Below are 26,346 nucleotides of genomic sequence, written 5' to 3' on the forward strand. Positions count from 1 at the left end.
CAAAAAGTTAGCCGCCATTATACCTTTAAAATACAAAAACACTCATTAAAGAGTCGATTTTTTCATTTATTTCACCGTTTTTGCACATTTTTTCAAGCATAACGTAAACTTCGTTTTTATCATACACAAGTTCATTTATCTCAAGATGCCAGCAGATATTTTCAAAAGCTTGATCAAATTTTCTAGTTACAACTCTGGTTTCACTTAAAATTTCATGTTTAAATTTTATATTTTGTGCTTCAAGCCATGACTTGAGCTTATTTGCAACTATAAAATTTGTGGTTTTTCTTCCATATTTTTCAAAAAACGGCTCAAGCAAATCAGAGCTTCTAGGTTTTGCCCAACCAAGATAAATTTTTTCATTACCAAGGGTGTTAAATTTGGCAAAATCAGCCTCGCTTTGTATCGCAGGACTCATCGTGCAAAATACGATGTCATAGCTCTTATCACTTTTAAACTCACTCCAAGGCTTACAAATGAGGCTAAGGTTTTTGATGTCAAATTTATCCGCATCCTCTTTTAAAATTTCAAGCATACCCCGTGAGTTATCAACCCCTGTTATGTGAGCACATTTTGTAGCTAAGTAAAGCGTATAAACTCCCGTTCCGCAACCTATATCAACAAGTGTTTTATCTGTGAAATTTATACCGTAATTATGCAAAACTTCAAAAAATTTAGCTTGAAATTCACCGAGTTTCCCATTATATCGTTGATAATTATTCGCTTTTTTATCCCACATGTTTTTCATGTCATACTCCAAATTTTTGATATAATTTTAGCAAAAAAGGGCGACAAAATGAAAGAATTTATATATAAAACCACAGTTCCCCCGCAAGCCATCGACATGCACGGACACATGAACAACACGTATTATTTCATACTTATGCAAGAGGCGGCTTTTGCACACTCAAACACGGTCGGCGATACGATAGAGGCGCAAAAAGAGCGAAACGGGGTTTGGCTTATCACGACAAACGAGGCCTCATATATCGCTCCTGTCAAGCTTGGTGATAAGATAGAAATTTATACCTGGACGCAGGCTTTAAAGCGTGCGAGTTCGGTTAGATTTTTCGAATTTAAAAAAGACGGCGAAATTTTTGCTACGGCAAAGACTTGTTTTGTTTATTTTGATCCGCAAAAGAGCCGTCCAAAAGCCATACCGCAAGAAATTTTAAAACTTTATGAGTGATTAAGCCTCACACTCGCCGCAAATCCCCTTTATAACGGCGCTTTTTACCACCTTTGCCTCTTTTGGCATAGGCACTTCGATATTTGTTACTTTGTGGCAAATATCGCATATAAAATACGCTTTCGCACCGTCTGCTAATTCATAATAGCTTTTGTGGTTATTTTCAGTTCTAATTATAAGCCCGTGCTCTTCAAAAAGTTGCATACTGCGATAAAAAGTGGTTTTATTTGCGTCTAAATTTTGTAGTATCTCATCATAACTAAGCGGAGTTTGGCTTGCTTTTAAAATTTCTACTATCCTAACGCGAAGAACGGTCGGTTTTACTCCGTGTTCTTGTAAAATATTTTCTGCTTGCACGATTAGCCTTTTAAATTTTGCTTTCATATTACGCCAAAAAGAGTAAATTTAATATAAATTTCAAAAGTTAAGATAAAATTCGCGCTATTTTGGCATTTAAGTTGCAACTTAGTTGCATTTTGCTAGACTTTGCGAATTATTTTTTAGGAGATGACATGAAAAAGATTTTCACTTTCTTAATGTTAAGTGCAATCGCACTGTTTGCAAAACCGATAGTTACGGCAAGTATTTTACCTACAAAATACTTCATCGAACAAATCGCTCAAGATACCGTTACGGTAAATGTCATGGTTAGTAAAGGAGCCGATCCACACACTTACGAGCCAAAACCAAAGCAGATGCAAGAGCTTGAAAAAAGCGAAATTTATTTTGCCGTCGGAACGGAATTTGAAGAAGTTTGGCTAAAAAGATTTACTAAAACATTTAAAAATTTAAAGATAGCCCACACCGATGAAGGTATCAAAAAGATCTCCATGGTAAACGAACACGAGCACCATCACGAACATGGTCCACACTGCGACCACGATCACGGCGGACTTGACCCGCATATCTGGCTTGATCCCGTGCTTGTAAAGGCGCAAGCTAACAATATAGCAAAAGTTCTATTGGAAACTTTCCCGCAAAACAAAGAGCTTTATGAGCAAAATTTAGCCAAATTTCAAGCTAAGCTAGACGCGCTTGATAAGAAAATTTCAGACCTTTTAAAAGATACTAAAAACCGTAAATTTATAGTCTATCATCCATCTTGGGGATACTTTGCACACCGATATGACCTAGAGCAAATCGCCATAGAGATCGAGGGCAAGGAGCCAAAGCCGGCTCAGATCGCAGAACTTATCGAGGAAGCAAAAGAGCATAACGTAAAAGTTATCTTTGTTGCGCCACAATTTTCGCAAAAAGCCGCAAAGCTTATAGCAAGTCAAATAAACGCTAATGTCGTTTCTATCGATCAACTACCGCTTGAATGGGAAGAAGAGATGAAAAAAACGGCTGAAATTTTAGCCAAAAGTCTGTAAATGATGACGCGCATCTTAGTGCTTATACTTTTTAGCATTAACGCATTTGGGTGCGCTCTTTGCTCCCTTTACTCGCCGACTGCGCATGTTAGCACAAAATTTGATACAAACTCGACAAATATCACAGGCGTAAATTTTACATGGAGTTTTTCTGAAAATTTCTCAGAGCTGATGAGACAAAATTTTGATATAAACTCCGACAAAATTATCGATAAAAAAGAGATAAGAGAGATAAGACTGCTTTTACTTGACTATCTAGTTCCAAGACACTATCTCACAAACGTCGAATACTACGAAAAAGATACTGATGCCGTTAAATTTGAGCTTTATTTGAAAGATTATGAGCTTTATTTTGATGAAGGAAGGCTAAAATTTGACCTATCTTTTAAGAGTGAACTACCGCTTAAAGAGGGATTTGTGCTATCTGTTGAGATACTAGATAAAGAGGAGTATTTTCATTTTAAATTTATAGATAGCGATGCTTACGAGATAAATGACGGCTTTTGGGTCATACCCAACCTAAATTCAAACATCGCATTTTACACTCTCTCAAATAAACACGAGGCAAAAGCGCACAACGACAAGCCGACCTTAAAATCCATAGTAACAAACCAAAACGAACACGAAGAGATCGACCGTATAGACGAAGAGAAATTTAACTTCATCGCAAAAGCGAGACTAAGTTATCTTGATAGACTTAAAGAGCTTATCAAAAACAACAACGAAACACGCACAAGCGCGGGGTTATTTTTTATGCTGTTTTGCTCGTTTGTTTACGGCTTTTTACATGCGGCTGGAGCAGGACATGGCAAAATGCTTACAAGTTCGTATTTTGCCGCAACCGGCGGTAGCTACACAAAAGCGGCGATATTTTCTTTAAAGATCGGCTTCATGCATGTTCTTGGGGCGTTTTTGTTTGTATTTATAATGTTTTTTAGCATCTCGCAAATAAGCCCGACATATACCAAAGATGCCGCACGACTTACTACGATAGCTTCGGCGATTATTATCATTGCTATTTCACTTTATATGATATATAATAAACTCAAATTTTACACCAAAAGCAAAAATGCTCACGACTATAAATTTAGTCCACATAAGCCGGGTTGCGGTTGCCATGTCTGCAGTGCGTTAGCAAAAGATGATAAAAAATCCTACGAAGAGTGGCTGATCTCGGCGGCGGTTGCGCTAGTTCCTTGCCCTGGGACTATACTTGTTTTTATCCTAGCTTATGAGCTTGGAAGCTATCTTCTAGGGTTTTTAAGTGGGGTTTTCATGGCTCTTGGCATGAGTGCGGTGATATTTATAGCGGCAGTTTTTGGAGCGACCGTAAACAAAGGTGCGTTTAAAAAGCTGGAAAAATTTAAAATTTATCCAGAACTCATCGCGCTTTTGTTTATGTTTAGTCTTGGGCTTTTTATGCTTTTTACATCGGTGTTACAAGTGAGTGTATTTTGAGCTATACGATAGAAATTTCAAATTTAAATTTCAACTACGACGATCAAGTTGTCCTTGAAAATATCAACCTAACCTACAACAGTAACGACTTTTTAGCTATCGTCGGGCCAAACGGAGGAGGTAAAAGCACCCTGCTTAAACTCATGCTAGGGCTTTTAAGGCCTCAAAGCGGCGAGATAAAGCTCTTTGGCAAAGCTCCGCATGAAGTAAGCAAGCTTATCGGCTATGTTCCACAAAATTTAATATCCAACCCGAATTTCCCGATGCGCGTTATAGAGGTCGTTTTGATGGGGCTTATCGATAAAAAAATTTTTGGTTTTTACACAAAAGCCCAAAAAGAAAGTGCCATGCAAGCCCTTGCAAAAGTTGGCATGCAAGACTTCGTCTATCGCCGTATCGGAGAGCTTAGCGGGGGACAAAGGCAACGTGCTTATATAGCGCGAGCGCTTTGCGCAAATGCTAAAATTTTAATGCTTGACGAACCGACCGCAAGTATCGATACAAAAGGGCAAACTGAAATTTATAATATATTAAAAAACATAAACTCCCAAGGAACCGGCATAGTTTTGATCAGCCACGACCTAAATATCACGCTAAATTTTGCCACAAAAGTCGCTTACGTAAGTAAAAATTTATATATCCACGACATCGATAAAAGCGCTAAAAAACAAGAATTTATAAACCACCTAAGCAGCTCTCATAGCCATTTTTGCGATGTTGAGATAGCCCTTGGTGAGTGCGAATGCAAAGACTCACTACATGCAAGCGCTATTAAATTCACTCCTGCAAAACATAAAATTTTAGGCGGTTTTCATGCTTGAGGTATTAAATTTAAATTTTATGCAAAATGCTTTGATGGCTGGAATTTTAGTAAGTATTATATGTGGTCTTATCGGCTCTCTTATCGTGATAAATCGCATGACTTTTATCGCAGGAGGCATAGCCCATGGGGCGTATGGCGGTATAGGCATAGCGTTTTTCTTCTCGCTTGAGCCGCTTTTAGGAGCAGGGGTTTTCTCGCTCTTGCTTGCTCTCATAATCGCAACCATCACCCTAAACGACAAGGCTCGTATCGACTCCGTCATAGGGGCTATATGGGCATTTGGCATGGCGATAGGTATTATATTTATAGACCTTACTCCTGGATATAGCTCTGATTTGATGAGTTATCTTTTTGGCTCGATACTAGCCGTAAGTGATACGGATATTTACTTTATGAGTGTTATCTGTGTGGTTTTTACCGCCGTTATCGTTCTTTTTTACCGTCAGTTTGTGGCGGTTAGTTTTGATAGCGAATTTGCAAGCTTGCGCGGAGTAAATACAAAGCTTTTTTACTATATCCTAGTTTGCATGACTGCACTTTGCGTGGTAGCCACCATACGAGTAGTAGGTCTTATACTTGTTATCGCTCTTCTTACTATACCGCCTTATATAGCGCAAGGTCTTGCTAGCAGACTTGGCTCTATGATGCTTATCTCCGCACTCTTTTCGGCTGTATTTTGCGTTGTAGGGCTATTTTTGAGCTTTTGGTTAAATTTAACTAGCGGAGCTAGTATTATACTTGTGGCTTCGGTTTGTTTTTTTGTATTTAGTATATTTTTTAGACGCTTTAGAGGATAGAAAAATAGTAGAAGAAAGCCCCAAAAGGGGCTTGGATTAGAATTTTACACCTGCACCGGTTATCATGTGTTGTTTTTTAGTTGAAGTATCATATGCTCCGTTATTATTTTGATTATGAGCAAGCCTTTGGAAAGACTCCGAATTACGGATAGCTTGACATATTGTTCCTGTATTATCAGTAACAGGAGCTAAGGTTAGGGCATAACCTGTAGTTCTTGTAGTAGACTGACCACCAGGAGTAGTTGCGGCGATTGTTTCAGTTACGGCCTCTATCGCTATTGTTACACAAGCTGAATTGGTGCCAGATGCGTTTCTTGTATCATAAGTAACAGAGCCGCCTGGAACATTATTATCGTTAGTAAAAGCACCTGTTAAACGCACGTTTGTCATGTCAGATATATTTGTGCTTATAGCACCTCTAGCTACATAATACTGTGTGATATCGCCAACAGCCATTGAAATTTCATTTAAGCTTTTTGCCACTTCGGCATCATCTCTAGTCGCAGCAAGTCTTGGCACCGCTACCGCAGCCAATATACCAAGTATAACGATCACGAAGATCAACTCGATCATAGTAAAACCTCTTTTCATCGGTTTCCTCCTATTTGTTTAATTTGAACATAAGTTTGGATTATATCTAAAAAACAATATTTTAACAATAAATCCATTACACGTGCACGGCTTGCGTCTTAGCGCAAGAGTTTTTTTGTAAAATAGTTCCTATCTCGCTGATTAAAATTCCTGCAAGTATGATAAGCGCACCCAAAATTTGCCACACACCAAACATCTCTCCACCCGCAAAATACCCCAAAACTCCCGCAGAAACAGGCTCAAGCGTAAAGATAAGAGCGGCCTTTACAGGTGTCGTTAGCTTTAGCATGGTTGCTTGCATGATGAAGCCAAAAATGGTTGCAAACAAGATAGATATCACCATCGCTTTGTAAAAAGCATAGTCTAAATTCGGCGTTATACCATCTTCAAAAGCAAATGCAAAAATCGCACTTAACACGATGATGACACCAAACTGTGTCGCAAGAAGAGTAAATAGTTCGCATTTTTTAGCATAAAAGCTAGTAAATACGATGTGAAAAGCCCAGGCAAACGCACAAACTATACTTAAAGCCTCTCCCTTGCCAAAGCTAACACTAGGATCGCTCAAAAAGTAAAGCCCTATACATCCTAAAGCAACGCCGATATAGGCATATATGCTTATCCTTTCGCGAAAAAAAGCATAAACCACAAATGGAACGATGACTACGTTTAGTCCGCTAATAAACGCTACATTTGCACTTTGGGCAAATTTAAAAGCAAAGGTTTGTGAGGCAAATCCAAAAAATAGTATCACGCCAAGGATAAGTCCGTATTTAATGCTATTTATGTCAAATTTCTTATCAAATTTAAAGGCTATAAACGCCATGATAAAACAAGCTATCAAAAAGCGCCAAAAAAGTAGCGTGAAAACACCATTTGTCTGCGTGGCGGTAGCCATAGGTAAAAACGTCGCACCCCAAACAATAGCCGTAGCAATAAGAGCAAGGTCCGCGTAAGTCTCTTTTGTAGATAAATTTCTAAGCATATCTCCTCCTAATCTCACTAAAATCACATTTTTGTAAAGATGAAATGATAATTTAATTATGCTTTAAAATATTTTAACCAAGTGCATGAAAAGCCCATAAAGACGAACTTTACATAAAATTTATCAAATTTAACTACTCGTCAAAGCCTCTTTTGCGTCTTATCTTTGGAGTTATGTATGAACCAAGTTCGCTAGCTAAAATACCCACAAGTATGACAAATGCACCTAAAATTTGCCATGAACTTAAAATTTCCGCACCGAAAAAATACCCCACAAAGCCCGCCACAACCGGCTCAAGAGTTAAGATAAGCACGGTTTTAACGGGTGTTGTATAGCGTTGTGCTATATTTTGTGCAAAAAATGCAAAAACCGTAGCCAAAGTAGCCGTTACTCCGACAGCAACGACAAATTCTCTATCAAGCACGGGCACAGGCGTATCTTCAAAAATTACGGCGCATATCAAAGATAGGGCGCAAACTACTAAAAATTCCGTCGCAACCATGACAAAAATTTCGCATTTTTTAACAAAATATCCGGCAAGCATGATTTCAAACGCATAAGCAAAAGCACAAAACAAACTTAAAAGCTCACCAAGTCCAAATCCAAGCTCACCGTCACAAAGCATATAAAGCCCAACCGTAGCCAAACTAGCTCCTATATATGTGTAGGCTCGAATTTTGGTTCTAAAAAATACAAACATCAAAAACGGAACAAATATGACGATAAGCCCCGTTATAAAGGCAACTGTGGAGCTTAGAGTGTATTTAAGAGCAAAGGTTTGCAGGGCAAATCCCGCAAATAAAAACACACCCACTATCGCGCCGTATTTTATGCTTTTTGGATCGATCCTCTTTATAAATTTTAATGATATAAGCGAAAGTAACGCAAATGCGATAAGAAATCGCCAAAAAAGTATAGTAAAAACGCCGTTTGTATCAAGAGCCTTTGCCATTGGCAAAAAGGTAACTCCCCACACGATACCCACAATAACAAGGGTAAAATCGGCGTAAAATTCCTTTCTTCTATCTGCTTTTATTGCGCTTGCGGTAGTCAAATTTTGCCTTTAATTTATTTTAGTAGTCCATCAAGTAGCTTTTTACCCCCGTTTAATGGGTTGGCTCTAAGTGCGCTCTCTTTTTCGCGCATAACTGCAAACAAGCCCTCAAGCGTCTTTTTGCTGATGTATTCGTTTAAATTTTCGCCATCTTGCGGTATGTACTTATCGGCTCCTAAATTTGAGGCTAAGCTTTTTAGCTCCTTTGCGGTTTGAGAATTTGAAGCCGTATTTGAGATGAAGGAATTTAGTCCGTTATACGCGTTTGCAAAGCTGTTTTGACTCATTATTTTTTCGATAATAGGAGTAAAAACTTTTTCTAATTTGGCGCTTGAGCTCTTTTCAAGATAGGCTGTCATGGCGTCATCTCCGCCTTGTATAAGCGTTTTAACATCATCTTGGCTCATGTTTTTGATACTATCCGTAAAAATCTGTGCCGCACCTGCGACGGCTTGAGTGGCGGCTTCGTTTATGCTCGTTTGCATATCTTTAGCCCACTTTTCTCCGCCAACGCTTTTAGCTAAATTTGCAGCCGTTTTAAGAGTCGGAGGTAGGTCGATCTTGGCTGTAGCGTTATTTATAAAACCGCCCTTTAGCTCATCTACAGCTTTTGAGATCGCTACATTTAAAAGGCTTTTATAGTCTTGTGAATTTGAATTATTTAGTATCTCTCCGCCTTGTTTTAAGACATTTGTTATATCAAACGCATTAAGGTTTAGCGCAACGCAAAGCGCGAGTATAAGTTTGCTTTTCATTTGTGTCCTTGTTAAAATTTTTAATTTTACCCAAAAGCTTTTTAAGATACAATAAGCCCTTTTAAATTTAGAGGTGTAAAATGATATTTCTTCTAGCCATTGCCCTTGCTATGGACGCTGTTGCCCTTTCTATCATTAACGGCGCCAAAAACCCGCAAATATCCATTTCTCATATACTTAGAATTTCTGCGGTATTTGGAGTATTTCAGGCATTAATGCCTTTGATAGGATTTACTTTAGGGCTTAGTTTCATCTCTTTTATCGCCGGCATAGATCACTTTATAGCATTTGGAATTTTGCTGTTTTTAGGCATAAAAATGATAAAAGAAAGCCGTGAAGAGTGCGATGAAAATTTAGAAAAACTTAGCCTAAAAGAGCTACTTTTAGGTGCCATAGCAACCAGTATAGACGCACTAGCCGTTGGCGTAACTTTTAGTTTTGAACAAACCAACATCTTAAGTGCCTGTCTTATCATCGGGATATTTTGCTTTGCGCTTTGTATCATAGCTTGCTATATTGGAAAATTTATAGGCTCATATCTACACTCAAAAGCTCTGGTGCTAGGCGGAGCGATACTTATTTTTCTAGGCTGTGAAATTTTGATAACACACTTACTTGATCATGGATTTAACTTTTAATAAGTCCTGCTCGTAGCTAAAACCTTACATTTGTATCTCGATGCCAACTGGGCAGTGGTCGCTGCCTGCTATATCACTTAATATAAAAGCGTCTTTTAGTCTATCTTTAAGGCTTTGTGAAATAAAGAAATAATCAATCCTCCAACCGACATTTTTAGCTCTTGCGTTAAATCTATAACTCCACCACGAATAAGCCCCTTCTTTATCGCCATGAATTTGTCGATAAGTGTCGATAAAGCCGCTTTTTATAACCTCATCTATCCAAGCTCTTTCTATAGGTAAAAAGCCAGAGGTTTTGGAATTTGACTTTGGATTTTTAAGATCTATCTCTTTGTGTGCGGTATTAACATCGCCAAAAAATATCACATCATATCCGGCCGCCGTAAGCTCGTTTATATACTTTAAAAATTTGCTATAAAAGTCCATTTTATAAGCAAGGCGGATTTCATCTTTTTGCCCGTTTGGAAAGTAAATATTAAAGATCACTAAATTACCGAGGCGATGTTCCAAAACTCGCCCCTCACTATCTTCGAAAAATTGCGACTTAAAAGTGCTTGTATCAAATTTGGACATACTCATCACGCCCGAGTATCCGGCACGCTGGGCAGAGTTTATATTTATCTCATTAAAGCCTAAGGCATATATCTCTTTTGGTACATCAGTCTCTTTTACCTTAACCTCTTGAAGCCCTAGAAAATCAGGATCATGCTCGTTAAGCCACGAAAAACCGTCCTTTGCAGTTACGGCACGAAGTCCGTTTACATTCCAACTAATAAGTTTCAAATTTTATCCTTTTTAAAAGAAGTATAGCAAAAAAATTTTAGCTTTTAACGCTTATCAGGCGGCGGGTTTAATTTATTTTATAGTATTATTGTGTTTTATTTATTTATAAAACAAGAGGCCTGGCATGAGAAATCAACCAAAATATAAATTTTTTAAAAACTGGAGCTATGCTATAGATGGATTTAAAGATATTTACGCAAACGAAAGTAGCTTTCGCTTAGAGCTTGTCGTATTTACGGCACTTGGATTAAGTCTTTTTTATTGGAAATTTGACTTGATTTTAAATTTAGCCATTATCTTTTCAATGACCTTGGTTTTGGTATGCGAGTGTTTAAACTCAGCCATCGAACGAGTAGTTGATCTTGCAAGTCCAAACATCCATCCTCTAGCAAAATGCGCAAAAGATGCCGCTAGTAGTGCTGTTATGATATGTAATTTTTTATGTGGTGGGTTTTTTATATATGCGTTGGTAACTAAATTTTAAGCCGAGCGAGAACTCGGCTTAGTCTTAGCGCGTTAGCTGCTTGTCTTGCATGTATTTTGCAGAGTATTGTCCGCGCAATAAACAATCATAACAATCGGGTGCATAAAGCATCATCATGGCTTGCGCCGACATATCATATCCTGCGTCACCGACACTGTTTACTATCTGATTTACAACAGCCGAAACCAGTATGCCTAGCAAACCGCCGCTACCTCCACCTGAGTCTTGTTGTGCTAAAACCGTTCTTTCCCAAAGGGTATTTGCTGTATTTATATCAACAAGCTTTGCCTCTACGGCAACGGCTGTTTTGCTGTTTATTAGCTGATAAGAGGTGCCGTATTGTGATACATTTAAGTAAAGCACCGCATCTGCGTTAAAAATTTGCTTTAATTTACTAAGAGGAATTTGAGCGATCTCACTTGGCTCTGTTATACCGTTATGCTTAAAAGTGTCATTTACTAAAGCCGGTGAAAATACATAGTATCCAGCCTCTGACAACGGCGCAAGAGAGTGTGCTAAAACAGCTGCTGAAGCTTTGATCTCCGCTGTTTCATTCGTAGGCATAGGCACCAAGATAGAGCGCGGCTTCGTCTGTAAGAAATTCGAGTAGTCATAACCTTTTGAAGCAGCACAAGCACTAAAAAATAGCGCAATAAACGCTAGAAATAATATATTTAAAAATTTCATTTTTTAGCCTTTGTGGTTTTGTCTTGAGTTAGCAAGAACTCGATGTAGCTTTTAGACTCAGGGAAAAGCTCTACTTCTTTTTGAAAATACGCCTTAGCTTGAGGCATATTGCCTAAATTTGAATAAAGCAAACCAAGATGAGCATAAAACCCCGGAGGAACTTTTAAGCCTTTCTCATACGCTCTTTGCTCGCTATCTCTTAACATAGAGATTTGCTCATTTAAGTCATACTCATCGCTTAGATACTTGTAGTTGGCACTTGTATATGAGCCATCCCAGTAGTAAAGCGCGCTTGACTTATCTCCAGCACAACCAGCAAATATAAAAGCGCAAAGCGCAACTAATAAAATTTTATATCTCATGCTTATCTGATGCTCCAGCTGCCACTTTCAAGTCCTGTCACCAAGTTGTCTACCGCCTCTCTTATGGCTAAACTTAAAACTTTGCCGTTTAGTGTCGCATCATATCCTGAACTACCGCCAAATCCAATAATCTCTCTACTGCTTAGCTCATACTCGCCTGCACCTTGTGATGAGTATACTACTTCTGAAGTGCTTGTATCTACGACATTTAAATTTACTTTTGCATAAGCGGTTTGTTTTTTACCTTTACCAAGTATGCCAAAAAGCTGATGATCGCCGGTAGTTTTTCTGCCAAATTCCGTTACATCACCGGTAACAACATATCTTGCGCCTTTAAAATTTGCCTGTGTTTTGTTAAATTTATTCTCTTGCTCAAGAGCTTTCATATTTGTGCGCTCAAGCACGTTAAATCTACCGCTATCGCGTAAATTGGTCACAAGTATAGTTGCGGCTTGATTGCCTAGTCTATCCTCGCCGTCGCTAAAAATTCCGTTTTGATATGAGGATTGGTTGTTAAATCTACCTACCGATACGGTATGTTTTTCACCGTGATAAACAGTGCTAGCAGCCCTTACTTTTGGCGTTTCAAGCGTTCTTGAACTTTCGCTTGCACAACCGGCAAGTAGCATGCCCAGTGCTGCAACAGTTGCGATTTTAACGATGTGTTTTAAGTCCATCTTCTCTCCTTAATGAAATTTGATCTCAATAATACCAAAGAACAACTAAAACAGTGTTAAAAAATTTTCGCTAAATTTCATCAACGATCTCTTTTAATAAAGCATAAGATCGTTGCTGTTTTTGCTCGTCAAATATATAACTAACAGCCATTATCTCGTCTGCCTTAACCTCTTGAGCCAAGCTTTGAAGTTGAAATTTAATACTCTCTTTACTGCCGATTAAAGAGCATGCGGTCATTTGTCTAACTACCGCTCGCTCTTGATTTATCAAATTTGTATTTTTAAAATCAACCGGACCAAAATGTGGAGCCTGCGTTGCCTTTTGGTAATTTCGCCATACAGCCTCATCGTCTTTTACAGGAGGCATTAAATTTTGATTGCCGCCGCTTACGACATTTATGAAAAACATGGTTTGAGAGGTAGCAAGACTCATCGCCTCTTCATCGCTGTCACCAACATAAGCATTTACACCGATGATAACATAGGGCTTATCCAAAAATTTAGATGGCTTGAAATTTCTTCTATAAATTTCTACCGCATCATATAAATCCCTTGGAGCAAAATGAGACGTAAACGCATAAGTAAGCCCTAGCTCTGCCGCTAAATACGCACTATGCAGGCTTGAGCCGAGTATATAAAATGGTAAATTTAAGCCCTTTGCAGGATATGCTTGCACGTTATTTGTTCCCTCAAAATACCCTCTAAGCTCTGCAAGATCGTCTCTAAAGTCAACCTCGCTACGCCCCCTTCTTAGAGCTCTTGCCGTCGGAGTATCAGTGCCGAGAGCTCTACCAAGCCCTAACTCGACACGACCGGGATAAAGCCTTTCTAAGGTAGCATATTGTTCAGCTACAACATATGGGCTATGGTTTGGCAGCATCACTCACCCGGATCCAACTCGCAATGTATTTGTATGCGAAAGTGTATGCTCTATAAGCAAGGCAGTAGCCGAACTTGCGATATGCGGCATGTTGTGGTGCTCTGCTATCCAGTAGCGCTCTATGCCTAAATTTTCAGCAAATTTGGCTAAATTTAGCATAGAATTTACGGCTTCTTTGTAAGTTTGTCCCTCGCGGATCGGAACTAAATTTAGTATGGAAAGTTTCATTTTTATCCTTGTAATTTAAATTTTATAAATTCTATCCATTAACAATTAACAAAATTTCAAGGTAAAAATAATAACAAAGTGTATTTGGCGTCTAAATTTAGATAAAATTTGACGCCTTTAGAGGGTTATTAAAACGGTTTAAATACTATCATCCAGATGATAATTAGCATAGCCACAGTCGGTACTTCGTTATAAGCACGGAAGAACATGCCCGATTTATTACAGCGCTTTTCGCGAAGCAACTTCATGTATCTGCCAAGATCAAGATGGTATATCGCCATTAGCACAACCACGGTCAGCTTTACATGTATATAACCTGATCTTAGCAAGTCAGGCATCGAAAGGATGATTAAAATTCCCGTTGCGAATGAGCCTATTAACGCGATCCAGCCGATATAATGATACATTTTGTATTCCATAACCTCAACTACTTTTACATAGTCTGGTTTATCCATATTTTCCGCATGATAGACATAAAGTCGTGGCTGATAGAACAATACCGCCATCCACGATACGAAAAATATATAGTGTGCAAATCTGAAGTAATTATAATACTCCGCCAAAATATCTGACATATTATCTCCTTTGAATTGTTTTGTTATCTAAATAAAATTTCTTTTCTGGCTTCAAATTCGGCTTTACTGATCTCACCTTTTTCATAAAGCTCGTAAAGACGTTTTAGGTCATTTGCGATATCTTGATTTTTAAGATCTCGCTTAAGCCCCTCTTTTAGGATATTTTCATCGACATACTTACCTGTTAAAAATACATCCGCTATCCACCAAATGCCCCAGATCAAGAGAAAAACATATCCCACAAGCACAACTTGAAGCATGGTCCCCATAAAAAACAGCCCCATCATTAAAAAGCCTGTTATAAATTTACCAAGATAGAGCCTATGTGCACCAAGCCAGCCCAAGAAAAACCAAAGCGCGTAAGCTACATATATGTTATTCATTGCTCTTCCTTTTTGATCTTAAATATTAATTCTAAATTAAAAATTATTAAATTATTTTAAATTTTACTCTTTTTAGCAAAAAAACTATGCCAAAGTATTAAAACAACGCCAAGATCTATCATCACGTCGGCAAGATTAAACACCGCGAACTCAAACCACTTATGCCAAAATACATAATCCACTACACCGCCATGAACAAATCTATCAAGGATATTTGAGCATCCTGCACCAAAGATCAGACCGACCGCGGTTGTGTTTGAGCTTAAAATTTCCCTCTCTTTTAAAAGATACATAAAAGCAGCCACAAGAAGTGCTAGCTGAATAAATTTTAAATTCTCCCCCAAAAAAGAAAACATAGAAAATGCCACGCCAAAATTATAAGTAAGTATGAGAGAGAAAAACTCCCCCTCATATCTACCGTATCCTGCGACATAGGCTAGTTTTATCGCCTGGTCAAGTAAAAATACAAAAACAAAAACAACTAAAAATTTAAATAAAATTTTATGCATTTAAGGCTTTTATGAAGAATTTTTCAACCTCTGCCATACGCTTTTCAACCAAGGCTTGATTTTTACCTTCGAGCAAAAGGCGGATGAGATTTTCTGTCCCGGAGTAACGAAATAACGCCCTTATGCCGTCTTTTTTAAGACTTGCCTCAAGCTCTTTAAGCCCATCTATCTTGTCAAGAGGTTTTTTCTCGCTTATCTTTAAATTTAATAAAATTTGCGGGTAAGGTTTTATCGCGCTAAAAATTTCACTTACTTTTTTACCTTTCTTAAGTATCATCGCAACTATTTGCATGGATGTTACAAGCCCATCGCCCGTCTTTGCAAAGTCGTTAAATATCACATGTCCGCTTTGCTCTCCGCCAAAATTTATACCATGTTTTTTCATAAGCTCAAGAACGTATTTATCACCGACATTAGCCCTAATGAGCTTTAAGTCGTGTGAAGCTAAATGATCCTCAAGAGCCGCATTGCTCATAACAGTAGCAACTACGCCGCCGCCTTTTAGCATATTTTGCTCGTTTAAAAACGTGGCTAAAACGCCAATTAGCGCGTCGCCGTGCACCACTTCGCCACGCTCATCAACAACCACTATCCTATCTGCATCGCCGTCAAAGGCAAATCCTATATCCGCACGAAGTCTCTTAACCTCGCTTGCTAGCTCCTCAGGATGAAGCGCGCCACACCCTTGGTTGATGTTACTGCCGTTTGGCTCATCGTTTATAACGATAACATCGGCTCCAAGTTCGCTAAAAACAGTCGGAGCGACTTTATATGCAGCACCGTTTGCCACATCAAGAACAACTCGTAAATTTTTAAGAGTTAACTCTTTTGGGAAAGAATTTTTTATCTGCACGATATATCTTCCAATAACGTCATCTATACGTTTGTTTGCACCAATTTCAGTCATTGTCTTTTGCGCATTTGCTATCAACTCATCGTTAAAATAAATTTTTTCTATCTCGGCTTCGATATCCTCTTCAAGTTTATCGCCCTTTCCGTCAAAAAATTTAATGCCGTTATCATAAAAAGGATTATGTGAGGCACTTATCATGATACCAGCGTCACATCGCATATTTTCAGTCAAAAACGCTACCGCAGGAGTTGGCATAGGTCCTATTTGCAAGACATTATAGCCAACAGCCGTAAGACCAGCAACAATGGCCGTTTCTATCATATAACCGCTTTTTCTTGTATCTTTTCCAAGCAAAATCGTATTTGTAACCGAATACTTTCTAAAATAAATTCCCGCTGCCATTGCTAGGCGCATAGCCGTTTGTGCGGATAGTTTTTCTCCCGCTTTGCCACGAACTCCGTCGGTACCAAATAGTTTCATAATTGTTCCTTATTCTAAGACTTTACTTCCTAGTAAATTTATGCATATAAAATAATTCATACGCAAATTTTGCTATTTTATCAAAAAAATATAAATTTATATAAAAACCAAAAACACTAAAATATTATAAAAAGATGGCAGTTATCGCTTTTATGGCCGATAAAATTTACAGCGATCTAAAAAATTTTAAATTTTACTTAAATTAAGCAATATTTAAATAAAAATTACATATAATCACGGACTAAAATTATCAAAAAGGTAAATTATGGCAAATCACAAATCTGCTGAAAAAAGAGCAAGACAAACTATAAAAAGAACTGAGAGAAATAGATTTTACCGCACAAGACTTAAAAACATAACAAAAGCTGTGCGCGTAGCTGTTGAAGCTAAAGATCTAAACGCTGCTAACGAGGCTTTAAAAGTTGCAAACAAAAGTATTCATAGCTTTGTGAGCAAGGGCGTAATCAAAAAAGAAACAGCTGCACGCCGTGTTAGTCGTCTTGCAAAACTTGTAAATACATTAAAAGCTGCGTAATTAACCCTTAATGTTTGCCGATAAACTCCAACCGTTTTTGGATCGCTATAATGAAATTTCTCTACTTCTAAGCGATCCAAGCATAATCAACGATATAGAAAAGATGACTAAGCTCTCAAAAGAGCAGTCATCTTTAGAAGATATCAAAAATGCGGCAAGTGAGTATCTGCAAACACTTAACGATATAGAAGAAAACAAATCCCTTCTTGACGATCCAGAACTTGGCGAACTAGCCAAAGAGGAGTTAAAAAACGCTCAATCTCGTATCGTTAAGCTTGAGGACGATATAAAAATTCTACTCTTACCGAAAGATCCTAATGACGATAGAAATATCTTTTTAGAGATCCGTGCCGGAACAGGCGGCGATGAGGCAGCTCTGTTTGTCGGCGATCTTTTTAATGCATACATAAGATACGCCGAACTTCACGGATGGAAATTTGAGATAGTAAGTCAAAGTGAGGGAAGTGCGGGTGGTTTTAAAGAGATCATCGTGCTTATCAAAGGCGCTGGTGCATACTCAAGGCTCAAATTTGAAGGTGGAACACACCGTGTTCAACGTGTGCCCGAAACCGAAAGCCAAGGTCGCGTGCACACATCAGCCGTTACTGTAGCCATCATGCCGGAAGTTGAAGACAGCCAAGTGCAGATAAACCCCAACGACCTTCGTATAGATGTTATGCGTAGCTCCGGACATGGCGGACAAAGCGTAAACACAACCGACTCGGCCGTCCGTATCACACACATCCCAACAGGTCTAGTCGTAACCAACCAAGACGGCAAATCGCAACACAAAAACAAAGAAGCTGCGATGAAAGTACTAAAAGCACGCCTTTACGAAATGCAAGAGGCTGAGCGTCTTGAAAAAGAGATGAATGAACGTAAATCACAAGTAGGAACCGGCGACAGAAGCGGTCGTATACGCACTTACAACTTCCCGCAAAACCGTATAAGCGATCATCGCATAAACCTGACCCTTTACCGTTTGGACGCTATCATGATGGCTGGGTTGTTTGACGAGATCATAGAACCGCTTATCGCCCACTATCAAGCCGAGGCATTAACAGCTGCCGGCTTATAAAAATGTCGATTAGTGTTAGAAACCGACTTGATGTTGAAATTTCAAACGTTAAAACAGGTGCTATAAATTCATTAATAACCGCTAAACTAAAAAACGGTGAAATTTTAAAAGCAACCATTAGTGTTAGTAGCGAGAAAAATTTAGAGTTAAAAATCGGCAAAAAAGCGGTATTTTTATTTGAAGCTTCAAATGTTGTCGTTGCAAAAGACGGAAATTTAAAGCTAAGTGCGACAAATCAAATTTCAGGAACAATCAGCAAGATCATAGACACTGCAACAAATTCCAAGATCATTATCGATATAAAAGATGATCAAATTTCAGCCCTTATAACAAAGAGCTCTTGTAAGAAGCTAGCCTTAAAGACGGGCGATAAAGTAACGGCTATCATTAAAACTTCTCAAATAATAGTAGGTGTAAAAGTTTAAATACAAAATTTATAAACACCGTTTTTTACGCGCTCTATTACGCCTTTTTCTTTTAATAAATTTAGCGTATTTATAACAGTAGGCTTGCTTGCATTTGCCAACTCACAAAGTTTTTCGATACTTGCAAAAGCAAATCCTCTCTCATCACGCAGCCTGCAAAGCTCGCTTATCACCACCATCTTCTTCTCGCCAACGATCGCAGCAAAAACAGATCGCTCAAAAGCATCCATTACGACTTTGCTTTCTTACTGCAAGCCTTTACCGCCTCTATCACGGCATTTCTAAAACCATTTTTCTCAAGTGCCGCGATCGCTTCTATAGTAGTCCCCATGGGCGAGCAGACGGCATCTTTTAGCTGCGCTGGATGCTTGCCGGTTTGTGAGATTAAATTTGCAGAGCTGGCAACCGCGCGAGATGCGATCTCATAAGCCTTAAGGCGTGGCATACCCTCTAAAACCGCTCCATCCGCCAAAGCCTCGATAAAGACAAAAACATAAGCAGGAAGACTTCCGGCTATCGCTACAAAAGCAGCAAACAGCTTCTCTTCTATCTCATGAGCAGAGCCAAAACTCTCTATAAATTTCATCACAATTTTACGATCCTCATGTGTAAAATTTTCACCAAAACATATGGCGGTTACACTTTGAGAGATAGCGGCTGCGACATTTGGCATACTGCGAACTATTTTGACATTTTTATTTAGCCTTTCGCTCATGAAATTTATGCTAATCCCGCTTGCAACGCTTAAGATTATCGCACCGTCTTTAGTGTCGTCTTTTATTGCTTTTAGCAACTCTTCAAATCCTGCAGGCTTAATAGCGATAATTAACAAGTCGGCATTTTTAGCCACTTCGTGCTCATTGTCACATACATTTATGCCAAATTTATCTTTTAACGCGCTGTTTTTACTTCTTGCAAAGGCAAAAATTTCTTGCTCTTTTACAAATTCCTGTTTTATAGCCGCGCCAAGTATCGCCTCGCCCATATTTCCAACACCTATAAATCCAACCTTCATCATTACCCCCTAATCTGCCCGTTTCCTCTTACGACATATTTGTAAGTCGTAAGCTCTCTAACACCCATCGGACCTCTTGCATGAAGTTTTTGTGTCGAAATTCCTATCTCTCCGCCAAAGCCAAATTCCCCACCGTCGCTAAATCTAGTTGAAGCGTTTGCATACACGACGGCACTATTTACCGAGTTTAAAAACAGCTCTATATTGGCGTAGTTTTGGCTTAGTATCGCGTCTGAGTGTCCGCTTGAGTGCTCATTTATATACCTTATAGCATCGGTTGTATTTTTAACGCTTTTAACAACCAAGATAAGATCTAAAAATTCTGCTCCAAAGTCCGTATCTTTAGCTTTTACAACATTTTTTTCATTCATAAATTTAGTATAAATTTCATCATCTAGTCTTAACTCTACTTCACTTAACTCTTTGATAAGAGCAGGTATAAATTTATCCGTGATATTTTCATGCACAAGCACACATTCAACCGCATTACATACGCTTGGTCGCTGTGTTTTTGCGTTTTTTACGATATTTACGGCTTCATTTATATTGGTACTTTCATCGATAAAAATTTGGCAAACACCAGAACCTGTCTCAACCACAGGGATAGTTGCGTTTTTGATTATAAATTCTTTTAAATTTTTACCACCGCGAGGGATTAAAACGTCGATAAATTCATGCATTTTTATCATCTGCTCTACCACACTTCGATCCGTGCTTTGCACTAGTTGCACGGCATTTTTTACAAGCCCTGCTTTAGATCCTACCTCGTTAAATAAATTTACAAGAAATTTGTTGGAATTTATCGCACTTGCCGACCCCCTAAGAATGATAGCGTTCGAGCTTTTTAATGCAAGTGCCGCCGCATCTATACTAACGTTTGGTCTTGACTCATATATCATGCCGATAACGCCCAGAGGAACACGTGTTTTTGTTATTTGCATGCCATTTTTATGCCGCCATCCATCTAAAATTTCACCAATAGGATCGGCAAAGTCAGCCACTTCAAGCAATCCGTTAGCCATCGCCTCTATCCTGGCGTCACTTAGTCTCAAACGATCAAGCAAAGCAACATTAAGACCTGACGCTTCTCCGTTTTTTATATCTATCTCGTTTACAGCTTTTATTTGCTCTTTTTTTGCTAAAATTTCAGCAGATACGGCTCGTAAAATTTCATTTTTCGTCTCACTTTTTAATGCTACAAGCTCGCCAGTTGCCTCTTTTGCCAGTTTTGCAATATCTAAAATTTCATTCATTTCATACCTTTTAGTTTTGATCTTTAGAGGCTAAGTTATCTGCATGTATAACGTCATTATCACTTTTGTGACCTAAAATTTGCTCTATCTCATCACTTTTATGACCCTTTATAAGAGAAATTTCACTACTTGAGTAATTGCTTATGCCTTTGGCGACGACCTTGCCTTCGCGACTTTTTACGCTTATCATATCACCTCTCTCAAACTCCGATATAACATCTAAAATTCCAACACTAAGCAGGCTTTTACCTTGCGCTAAAGCCTTTATCGCTCCATCATCAACCACTATCTCACCTTTTTGCGTAGCGCCGTAAGCAAGCCAATACTTCCTTGAGCTTAGCCTCTTTTGATTTGCCAAAAAGAGAGTTCCTATCTTTTCTTCATTTAAAATTTTAAACAACACATTTGGCATTTTGCCATTTGCAATGATTAAATTTGTGCCGATCTTATTTGCCATTTTGGCTGCGCTGATCTTAGTAGTCATACCCCCTGTGCCAAATTTACCCCCGTCACCGTCAGCCATTTTTTCTATATTTTCGTCGATTTCTTCAACGGTGTTTATTAGTTTTGCGTCCAAATTTGTATTTGGATTTTTATCATAAAGCCCATCGATATCGCTTAGTATAATAAGTAAATCAGCATCAACTAAGCCTGCTACAAGTGCACTTAGAGTATCGTTGTCGCCCACCTTGATCTCATCAGCAACCACCGGGTCATTTTCATTTATGATAGGCACGATACCCAAACTTAAAAGCTTTAAGCAAACATTTCTAACACTCAAATATCTTTTGCGATCACTAAAGTCGCCTCTTGTAAGTAGAAGTTGGGCGATATTTTTAGAATGTGCCCAAAAAATTCGCTCATAAAGATGCATTAAAGCCACTTGACCTACCGCCGCTAGAGCTTGTTTTTCATTTATATTACTCGGTTTTTTATCAAGCCCAAGCAACCCCATGCCTGCACCTACAGCGCCAGAACTCACTAAAATCACCTCAAAGCCGCGATTTTTAAAATCGCAAATTTGAGCTACTATGGATTTTATAAGCGTTTCATTAAGAGAGCCATCGGAATTTGTAAGAGTTGAAGTGCCGACTTTTATTACGATTTTCTTGATGTTTTTAAAATTACGATGCATTGTATGTAGCCTTAAAAATTTTACGTAAGATTATAACTAAAATTTGGTATATTTTTAATTTTTTGCTAAGATAGAAAAAATTTTAAAGGAAAAAAATGTCAAATATCAAAGAGTTCTTAAGGCACGAGGCTAGCGGTGGTGTCTTGTTGATGATAGCAACTATTTTGGCTTTAGTTTGCCAAAATACATTTTTAAGCGAATTTTATAATGAATTTTTAAAGACGAAATTCACTATAAGCTTCGGAGATATCGGACTTAGCAAGGCTCTTATATTATGGGTAAATGATGGCTTGATGGCGGTTTTTTTCTTTTTAGTCGGTCTTGAACTAAAACGTGAGGTCTTAGAAGGTGAGCTTAGAAATCCATCGCAAATAGCTCTTCCTGCGATCGCGGCTGCCGGTGGCGTTATAGTTCCTGCGCTGATCTTTTACATCTTTGCCGCAGATGATAGTTTTGCACTTAAGGGCTGGGCTATACCAACGGCTACCGACATAGCATTTGCCCTAGGCATACTTAGCCTGCTTGGCTCACGCGTGCCAACTAGTCTTAAAATTTTTCTTATGACGTTAGCGATCATCGATGACTTATGTGCCATTATAATCATCGCACTATTTTATACAAGCGAGCTTAGCGTCTTATCACTTGGCATATCGTCTCTTTGCCTTATAGCTCTTTTTGCACTAAATCGCTACGGAGTAAAAAGTAAGGCAGCATATCTACTAGTGGGTGCTATCATGTGGGTTGCAGTACTAAAATCAGGTGTCCATGCCACTCTTGCAGGCGTTGTGGCGGCATTTTTTATACCTTTAAGCTTTAAAAATAGTCCAAAATCAATGCTAAAAGAGATAGAGCACGACCTGCACGCCTGGGTTGCTTTTGCGATACTTCCGATATTTGCTTTCGTAAATGCGGGTATTGCCTTAAAAGGTGTTGGACTAAATGAAATTTTATCTCCTGTTGCTCTTGGAACCGCTCTTGGTCTTTTTATAGGCAAACAACTTGGTGTATTTGGATTTAGCTTTGTGGCTATAAAATTTAAGATGGCAAAACTTCCAGACGGCGTAAATTGGGCGCAACTTTACGGAGTAGCGATACTTTGCGGAGTTGGTTTTACAATGAGTCTTTTTGTAAACGGTTTAGCCTATAACGACACAGATGCCTTTGCCTACACTGATAAGCTAGCTATCTTGATAGGCTCTGTTATATCAGGGGTTATAGGTTTTGTTATATTAAGAGTATTTAGTAGCGAAAGAAAAGAAAATTTGGATTAATAATAAAAGAGTGGATAGCTCCACTCTTTGAGTCTTCTTAGCCTTTTTTAGGGGTTACTAGCATATTGACATAGCGACCTTCCAAGAGTGGTTCTTTGTCACGGTCTGCAACATCTTTAACCAACTCCCAGACTTTATTTAACATGATAATACCGGCTTCCGGCGTGCTCATCTCGCGACCTTTTAAAAATACACGAAATTTAACATGTTTTCCGTCTTCTAAAAACTCCAAAGCATGTTTTACTTTGTAGTTTATGTCGTTTTGTGCGATTTTAACAGAGAGTTTTATCTCTTTTACCTCAATGACTTTTTGCTTCTTTTTAGCCTCTTTTTGCCTTTTTTCTTGTTGATAACGGAATTTTCCATAGTCCATTATCTTACAAACAGGCGGTTTTGCATCAGGTGCTATAAGCACCAAATCAAGCCCTTGTTTTTCAGCTATCTTTAAAGCCTCGTCTCTTGAAACAACACCGTAAGCAGTGCCGTCATCTCCGACACATCTTACTTCGCGCGCCCTAATATCTTCATTGAGCAATACTTCTTGTTCTTTACTCAAAAATGCACCTCACTAAGTTTCTCCTTTGTTAAATTTACAAATTCCGCTAAGCTCATTTCGCTTTGCGTTCTAGCCTGTCTATCGCGTAGAGCTACAGTTTGGTTTTCTACCTCGCTATCACCCAACACAAGTATCATAGGCACTCTTTGTTTCTCAGCCGTTCTTATTCTTTTATTTAAGCTCTCATTTTTACTTGAAATTTCAACATCAACACCTACCTTCATAAGCTCTTTTGAAACATGTTTTGCGTATTCAAGATGAGCGTCATTTATCGGCACGACAACAACTTGCGTTGGAGCGATAAAGAACGGTAGCTCACCTGCTGTGTGTTCGAGTAAAATTCCTATAAATCTCTCAAAACTTCCAAGTAATGCACGGTGTAACATAACCGGACGTTGGCGTTCGTTGTTGCTATCTATATATCCAAGATCAAATCTCTCAGGTAAGTTAAAGTCTACTTGGATAGTGCCACACTGCCACTTTCTTCTTAATGCGTCAGTGATTTTTATGTCGATCTTTGGTCCGTAAAACGCTCCGCCACCCTCGTCTATGCCGTATTTAAAACCATTTTCGTCAAGAGCCTCTTTTAGTGCTTTTGTTGCTGTTTCCCAAATTTCATCATCACCGATAGCTTTAGCCGGTTTTGTAGAAATTTCCATTTCGTATTCAAAACCAAAACTTTTCATGATAGCGCCGGCAAAACTTAAAATTTCAAGTATGTTTTCCTTTATTTGGCTTGGCATACAAAATATATGCGAGTCATCTTGAGCAAATTCGCGAACCCTAAAAAGTCCATGAAGAACACCGCTTTTTTCATGGCGATGCACTACACCATACTCAAAAAATTTAAGTGGTAGGTCACGGTAGCTTCTAATATCTGTTTGATATACCTTAATGTGACCAACGCAGTTCATCGGCTTTATACCATACTCTTGCTCGTCTATGGTCGTAAAATACATATTTTCTTTATAATTTGCGTAGTGTCCCGACTTCTTCCAAACATCTGCTTTTAAAAGCTCCGGACCTCTAACAGGCTCATATCCGCGCACGCGGTGAGCTTTATAAAGCAATTGCTCTAGCTTACTTCTTAAGCGTCCGCCGTTTGGTAGCCACAGAGCAAGACCGCCGCCAACCTCTTCATCAAAGCTAAAGAGTTTCATCTCTACGCCAAGTTTTCTATGGTCGCGCTTTTTTGCCTCTTCGATAACACGAATATGCTCTTTTAAGCTCTCTTTATCGGCATAGGCTGTGCCATAAATTCTATTTATCATCTCGCGATTTTCATCGCCTGCCAGATAAGCTCCGGCTACGCGAGTTAGCTTAAAGAATTTTAGAAATTTTGTATTTGGAAGGTGTGGTCCGCGACACAAGTCTTCAAATTCTCCTTGTGTATAGCTACTAACTTCACCATCTGGTATGCGTTTTAGCACCTCTTGTTTTAGCTCGTCATTTTTAAATTTATCGCTCATAAAAGCTTTTGTAGAGCTTGTTTTGACTATATCTTGCTTTTTTTCCGCAAGATCTTTCATCTTTTTTTCTATTGCCGCTAGATCATCTTCAGTAAGTTTGGTATTTGCCTCATCTACTTTAAAGTCGTAGTAAAAACCATCATCTACATTTGGTCCGACAAAAAATTTAGCCCCAGGGTAGATCTCTTTTATGGCTTGTGCCATGAGGTGAGCACAGGAGTGACGAATGACATTTAATGCTTCCGGTGAGTTGTCGAAATATATAGGAGAAGCTTCGCTTTCACGTCCTGCGATGCTTTGAGTGTCGACTATCTCGCCGTTTAGTTTGTATGCGATTATATCGCTCATTTTGATTTCCTTTGTTTTACTGGATTGTCTTTTTTACATTAAAAGAACTAGGTTTTGATTGTATCCAAATGGACTTTAAGCTAAACTTAATATTTTAATAAAATTTAAATAGCTTTTAATAGTATATTTAAATATATTTTATCTATATAATTAATTATATTTTAAGAGAAAAGGCGTTAGTATTTTCACAAATGTTTTGTCTTTGCATTACTCAAAAACATTTTCTCCTTCTCCAAGGATCGTGCGGGGAGATTACCTCGCACATTTTATTATCAAACAATAATACAAACATGCACAGATATTTAAATTTAAAATATAAATCAAAATTATGGGGAGATAAAGCATAAATGGTGGCCCCGAATGGACTCGAACCATCGACCACTACCATGTCAAGGTAGTGCTCTACCAACTGAGCTACGGGACCAAAAATATTTTGGGATTATATTAAAAATTTCATTTTTCTTTGCTTAAAAATTTATTTTTTATAAATTTACACTAGTTTATCAAAAAATGTCACTTCTCTTATATTTAATAATTTCTTAAAAAAATCAAGCTTATATTTAAAAAAAAATCTCATAATACCTATTTATTATGTCAAAATATACTTGTATATGCCCAAAATACGGTATTTTTAATTTTTCATTATTTCTCATGTTTTTCTCATAGTAAATAATATATAATTTCACTAACCAAAAAC

General features: G+C 38.3%; 31 protein-coding genes, 1 tRNA gene and 1 pseudogene. 11 read left to right on the top strand and 22 right to left on the bottom strand.

Annotation, left to right across the window (positions count from 1 at the left end):
- Positions 1–25: 25 nt before the first annotated feature.
- Entirely contained in the window at positions 26–748 is a 723-nt protein-coding gene (locus CCAL9328_RS09265) for a class I SAM-dependent methyltransferase (RefSeq protein ID WP_169937911.1), read from the bottom strand.
- A gap of 48 nt (positions 749–796) precedes the next feature.
- Between CCAL9328_RS09265 and CCAL9328_RS09270 the strand changes: the two genes are divergently transcribed.
- A complete protein-coding gene (locus tag CCAL9328_RS09270; protein ID WP_169937909.1) occupies positions 797–1,189 on the top strand; it encodes an acyl-CoA thioesterase in 393 nt (130 codons plus the stop codon).
- Here the strand turns inward: CCAL9328_RS09270 and CCAL9328_RS09275 are convergent, their stop codons facing one another.
- Complete coding sequence (locus tag CCAL9328_RS09275) at positions 1,190–1,546, bottom strand: Fur family transcriptional regulator (protein ID WP_169938041.1); 357 nt, start codon at positions 1,544–1,546, stop codon at positions 1,190–1,192. It abuts the gene before it with no gap.
- A 155-nt stretch (positions 1,547–1,701) separates the two neighbouring features.
- Here CCAL9328_RS09275 and CCAL9328_RS09280 point away from each other — a divergent pair, with 155 nt between their 5' ends.
- Genes CCAL9328_RS09280 through CCAL9328_RS09295 form a run of 4 tightly spaced genes read left to right on the top strand, consistent with a single transcriptional unit; the run spans position 1,702 to position 5,640 of the window.
- On the top strand, positions 1,702–2,562 hold the full coding sequence (locus tag CCAL9328_RS09280) for a metal ABC transporter solute-binding protein, Zn/Mn family (protein ID WP_169972305.1): 861 nt from the start codon (positions 1,702–1,704) through the stop codon (positions 2,560–2,562).
- Positions 2,563–4,020: a HoxN/HupN/NixA family nickel/cobalt transporter gene (locus tag CCAL9328_RS09285; RefSeq protein ID WP_170000505.1), complete on the top strand. Its 1,458-nt coding sequence runs from the start codon at positions 2,563–2,565 to the stop codon at positions 4,018–4,020.
- Positions 4,017–4,841, top strand: coding sequence for a metal ABC transporter ATP-binding protein (locus tag CCAL9328_RS09290; protein ID WP_169972306.1), 825 nt, complete (start codon positions 4,017–4,019; stop codon positions 4,839–4,841). Before CCAL9328_RS09285 ends, CCAL9328_RS09290 begins: the two co-directional genes overlap by 4 nt.
- Positions 4,834–5,640 (top strand): metal ABC transporter permease, encoded by an 807-nt coding sequence (locus CCAL9328_RS09295; protein WP_169937901.1) that lies wholly within the window; start codon positions 4,834–4,836, stop codon positions 5,638–5,640. The genes CCAL9328_RS09290 and CCAL9328_RS09295 overlap by 8 nt, the downstream gene beginning before the upstream one ends.
- Positions 5,641–5,676: 36 nt before the next feature.
- Here CCAL9328_RS09295 and CCAL9328_RS11205 read toward each other — a convergent pair whose 3' ends face one another.
- From CCAL9328_RS11205 to CCAL9328_RS09315, 4 genes are all read right to left on the bottom strand, one after another.
- On the bottom strand, positions 5,677–6,231 hold the full coding sequence (locus CCAL9328_RS11205; protein ID WP_283240782.1) for a type II secretion system protein: 555 nt from the start codon (positions 6,229–6,231) through the stop codon (positions 5,677–5,679).
- Positions 6,232–6,307: 76 nt separating this feature from the next.
- Complete coding sequence (locus tag CCAL9328_RS09305; protein WP_169972307.1) at positions 6,308–7,216, bottom strand: DMT family transporter; 909 nt, start codon at positions 7,214–7,216, stop codon at positions 6,308–6,310.
- Positions 7,217–7,349: 133 nt separating this feature from the next.
- Positions 7,350–8,252 carry a DMT family transporter gene (locus tag CCAL9328_RS09310; RefSeq protein ID WP_169972322.1) on the bottom strand — a complete coding sequence of 301 codons (903 nt, stop codon included), beginning with the start codon at positions 8,250–8,252 and terminating at the stop codon, positions 7,350–7,352.
- Between the two features lie 32 nt (positions 8,253–8,284).
- Complete coding sequence (locus tag CCAL9328_RS09315) at positions 8,285–9,025, bottom strand: DUF4197 domain-containing protein (RefSeq protein WP_170000506.1); 741 nt, start codon at positions 9,023–9,025, stop codon at positions 8,285–8,287.
- Positions 9,026–9,105: 80 nt separating this feature from the next.
- Here CCAL9328_RS09315 and CCAL9328_RS09320 point away from each other — a divergent pair, with 80 nt between their 5' ends.
- Complete coding sequence (locus tag CCAL9328_RS09320; RefSeq protein WP_169972309.1) at positions 9,106–9,663, top strand: manganese efflux pump MntP; 558 nt, start codon at positions 9,106–9,108, stop codon at positions 9,661–9,663.
- Positions 9,664–9,687: 24 nt separating this feature from the next.
- On the opposite strand, the gene CCAL9328_RS09325 is transcribed toward CCAL9328_RS09320, so the two are convergent.
- Positions 9,688–10,446: an exodeoxyribonuclease III gene (locus CCAL9328_RS09325; protein ID WP_169972310.1), complete on the bottom strand. Its 759-nt coding sequence runs from the start codon at positions 10,444–10,446 to the stop codon at positions 9,688–9,690.
- Between the two features lie 124 nt (positions 10,447–10,570).
- On the opposite strand from CCAL9328_RS09325, the gene CCAL9328_RS09330 reads away from it, so the two are divergent.
- Entirely contained in the window at positions 10,571–10,930 is a 360-nt protein-coding gene (locus CCAL9328_RS09330) for a diacylglycerol kinase (RefSeq protein ID WP_169937891.1), read from the top strand.
- A 24-nt stretch (positions 10,931–10,954) separates the two neighbouring features.
- Here the strand turns inward: CCAL9328_RS09330 and CCAL9328_RS09335 are convergent, their stop codons facing one another.
- From CCAL9328_RS09335 to glmM, 8 genes and pseudogenes are all read right to left on the bottom strand, one after another.
- Positions 10,955–11,617: a DUF799 domain-containing protein gene (locus CCAL9328_RS09335; protein ID WP_169937889.1), complete on the bottom strand. Its 663-nt coding sequence runs from the start codon at positions 11,615–11,617 to the stop codon at positions 10,955–10,957.
- The gene (locus CCAL9328_RS09340; protein WP_169937887.1) at positions 11,614–11,979 is read right to left on the bottom strand and encodes a DUF4810 domain-containing protein; all 366 of its coding nucleotides are present in this window, start codon (positions 11,977–11,979) and stop codon (positions 11,614–11,616) included. The genes CCAL9328_RS09335 and CCAL9328_RS09340 overlap by 4 nt, the downstream gene beginning before the upstream one ends.
- A gap of 2 nt (positions 11,980–11,981) precedes the next feature.
- Positions 11,982–12,656 (bottom strand): CsgG/HfaB family protein, encoded by a 675-nt coding sequence (locus CCAL9328_RS09345; RefSeq protein ID WP_169937885.1) that lies wholly within the window; start codon positions 12,654–12,656, stop codon positions 11,982–11,984.
- A gap of 70 nt (positions 12,657–12,726) precedes the next feature.
- Positions 12,727–13,764 (bottom strand): annotated as a pseudogene (locus CCAL9328_RS09350) (LLM class flavin-dependent oxidoreductase).
- 128 nt (positions 13,765–13,892) lie between these two features.
- On the bottom strand, positions 13,893–14,327 hold the full coding sequence (gene hemJ / locus CCAL9328_RS09355) for a protoporphyrinogen oxidase HemJ (RefSeq protein WP_169938037.1): 435 nt from the start codon (positions 14,325–14,327) through the stop codon (positions 13,893–13,895).
- A gap of 35 nt (positions 14,328–14,362) precedes the next feature.
- The gene (locus tag CCAL9328_RS09360) at positions 14,363–14,722 is read right to left on the bottom strand and encodes an NINE protein (RefSeq protein ID WP_169937881.1); all 360 of its coding nucleotides are present in this window, start codon (positions 14,720–14,722) and stop codon (positions 14,363–14,365) included.
- Between the two features lie 56 nt (positions 14,723–14,778).
- The gene (gene lspA, locus CCAL9328_RS09365; RefSeq protein WP_169937879.1) at positions 14,779–15,231 is read right to left on the bottom strand and encodes a signal peptidase II; all 453 of its coding nucleotides are present in this window, start codon (positions 15,229–15,231) and stop codon (positions 14,779–14,781) included.
- A complete protein-coding gene (glmM, locus tag CCAL9328_RS09370) occupies positions 15,224–16,564 on the bottom strand; it encodes a phosphoglucosamine mutase (protein ID WP_170000507.1) in 1,341 nt (446 codons plus the stop codon). The genes lspA and glmM overlap by 8 nt, the downstream gene beginning before the upstream one ends.
- A gap of 265 nt (positions 16,565–16,829) precedes the next feature.
- Here glmM and rpsT point away from each other — a divergent pair, with 265 nt between their 5' ends.
- The 3 genes from rpsT to CCAL9328_RS09385 are packed head-to-tail and all read left to right on the top strand — an operon-like array spanning position 16,830 to position 18,602.
- Positions 16,830–17,099, top strand: a complete 270-nt coding sequence (rpsT, locus tag CCAL9328_RS09375; protein ID WP_169972313.1) for a 30S ribosomal protein S20 — start codon at positions 16,830–16,832, stop codon at positions 17,097–17,099.
- 10 nt (positions 17,100–17,109) lie between these two features.
- Positions 17,110–18,177 (top strand): peptide chain release factor 1, encoded by a 1,068-nt coding sequence (gene prfA, locus CCAL9328_RS09380; protein WP_170000508.1) that lies wholly within the window; start codon positions 17,110–17,112, stop codon positions 18,175–18,177.
- Between the two features lie 2 nt (positions 18,178–18,179).
- Positions 18,180–18,602, top strand: coding sequence for a TOBE domain-containing protein (locus tag CCAL9328_RS09385; RefSeq protein WP_169937872.1), 423 nt, complete (start codon positions 18,180–18,182; stop codon positions 18,600–18,602).
- Here the strand turns inward: CCAL9328_RS09385 and CCAL9328_RS09390 are convergent.
- From CCAL9328_RS09390 to proB, 4 genes are read right to left on the bottom strand one after another with little or no spacing between them, the layout of a single operon-like run.
- Positions 18,599–18,832 carry a helix-turn-helix domain-containing protein gene (locus CCAL9328_RS09390; protein ID WP_169937870.1) on the bottom strand — a complete coding sequence of 78 codons (234 nt, stop codon included), beginning with the start codon at positions 18,830–18,832 and terminating at the stop codon, positions 18,599–18,601. The two genes, CCAL9328_RS09385 and CCAL9328_RS09390, sit on opposite strands and share 4 nt — an antisense overlap.
- Positions 18,832–19,617, bottom strand: a complete 786-nt coding sequence (gene proC / locus CCAL9328_RS09395; RefSeq protein WP_211436848.1) for a pyrroline-5-carboxylate reductase — start codon at positions 19,615–19,617, stop codon at positions 18,832–18,834. The genes CCAL9328_RS09390 and proC overlap by 1 nt, the downstream gene beginning before the upstream one ends.
- 2 nt (positions 19,618–19,619) lie before the next feature.
- Positions 19,620–20,870: a glutamate-5-semialdehyde dehydrogenase gene (locus tag CCAL9328_RS09400; RefSeq protein ID WP_170000509.1), complete on the bottom strand. Its 1,251-nt coding sequence runs from the start codon at positions 20,868–20,870 to the stop codon at positions 19,620–19,622.
- 10 nt (positions 20,871–20,880) lie between these two features.
- Positions 20,881–22,005, bottom strand: a complete 1,125-nt coding sequence (gene proB, locus CCAL9328_RS09405; RefSeq protein WP_169972318.1) for a glutamate 5-kinase — start codon at positions 22,003–22,005, stop codon at positions 20,881–20,883.
- Between the two features lie 95 nt (positions 22,006–22,100).
- On the opposite strand from proB, the gene nhaA reads away from it, so the two are divergent.
- Positions 22,101–23,276, top strand: a complete 1,176-nt coding sequence (gene nhaA / locus CCAL9328_RS09410) for a Na+/H+ antiporter NhaA (RefSeq protein WP_169937862.1) — start codon at positions 22,101–22,103, stop codon at positions 23,274–23,276.
- A gap of 37 nt (positions 23,277–23,313) precedes the next feature.
- Here nhaA and infC read toward each other — a convergent pair whose 3' ends face one another.
- The 3 genes from infC to CCAL9328_RS09425 form a co-directional block, all read right to left on the bottom strand.
- Positions 23,314–23,832 (bottom strand): translation initiation factor IF-3, encoded by a 519-nt coding sequence (infC, locus tag CCAL9328_RS09415; RefSeq protein WP_170000510.1) that lies wholly within the window; start codon positions 23,830–23,832, stop codon positions 23,314–23,316.
- A complete protein-coding gene (thrS, locus tag CCAL9328_RS09420; RefSeq protein ID WP_169972319.1) occupies positions 23,829–25,649 on the bottom strand; it encodes a threonine--tRNA ligase in 1,821 nt (606 codons plus the stop codon). The genes infC and thrS overlap by 4 nt, the downstream gene beginning before the upstream one ends.
- A 348-nt stretch (positions 25,650–25,997) precedes the next feature.
- Positions 25,998–26,073: transfer RNA gene (locus CCAL9328_RS09425), tRNA-Val, on the bottom strand.
- Between the last annotated feature and the right edge of the window lie 273 nt (positions 26,074–26,346).

This window comes from Campylobacter sp. RM9328 (assembly GCF_012978615.1).